Genomic DNA, 287 nt, shown 5'->3' on the forward strand with positions numbered 1-287 from the left:
GAGAACGCAGCGGATTATACCGCTCTTTAAGCAAAACAGGTGACCCTAAACTTTCTACCTTAGTTGCTGTCTTATCTGCCCTTAATTTACAACTCTCGGTACAATCTGCTAATTCATAAACTGAGGGGAAGCTAATAGATCTCTCCCCTAAATTTCAGTGATTGGTCACAAATTCAATGACTATACTTGCTTGACCTGCTTGGACTGTCTTATCAGCTTTAGCATAAAGAGTAAGTTCTTCATCATAAGGGACAAATTCCTTTTGATTGCTAGGCTTAACCTCTTTG

1 pseudogene is annotated in these 287 nt (G+C 39.4%); it reads left to right on the forward strand.

Annotated features, from left to right (window positions below):
- Positions 1-119, forward strand: a pseudogene (locus ACFIJS_RS09255) (DNA-binding protein); the annotation flags it as partial.
- Between the last annotated feature and the right edge of the window lie 168 nt (positions 120-287).

This window comes from Bartonella sp. OT172YNZD (assembly GCF_042193725.1).
In the GTDB taxonomy this organism is placed as follows: domain Bacteria; phylum Pseudomonadota; class Alphaproteobacteria; order Rhizobiales; family Rhizobiaceae; genus Bartonella; species Bartonella grahamii_A.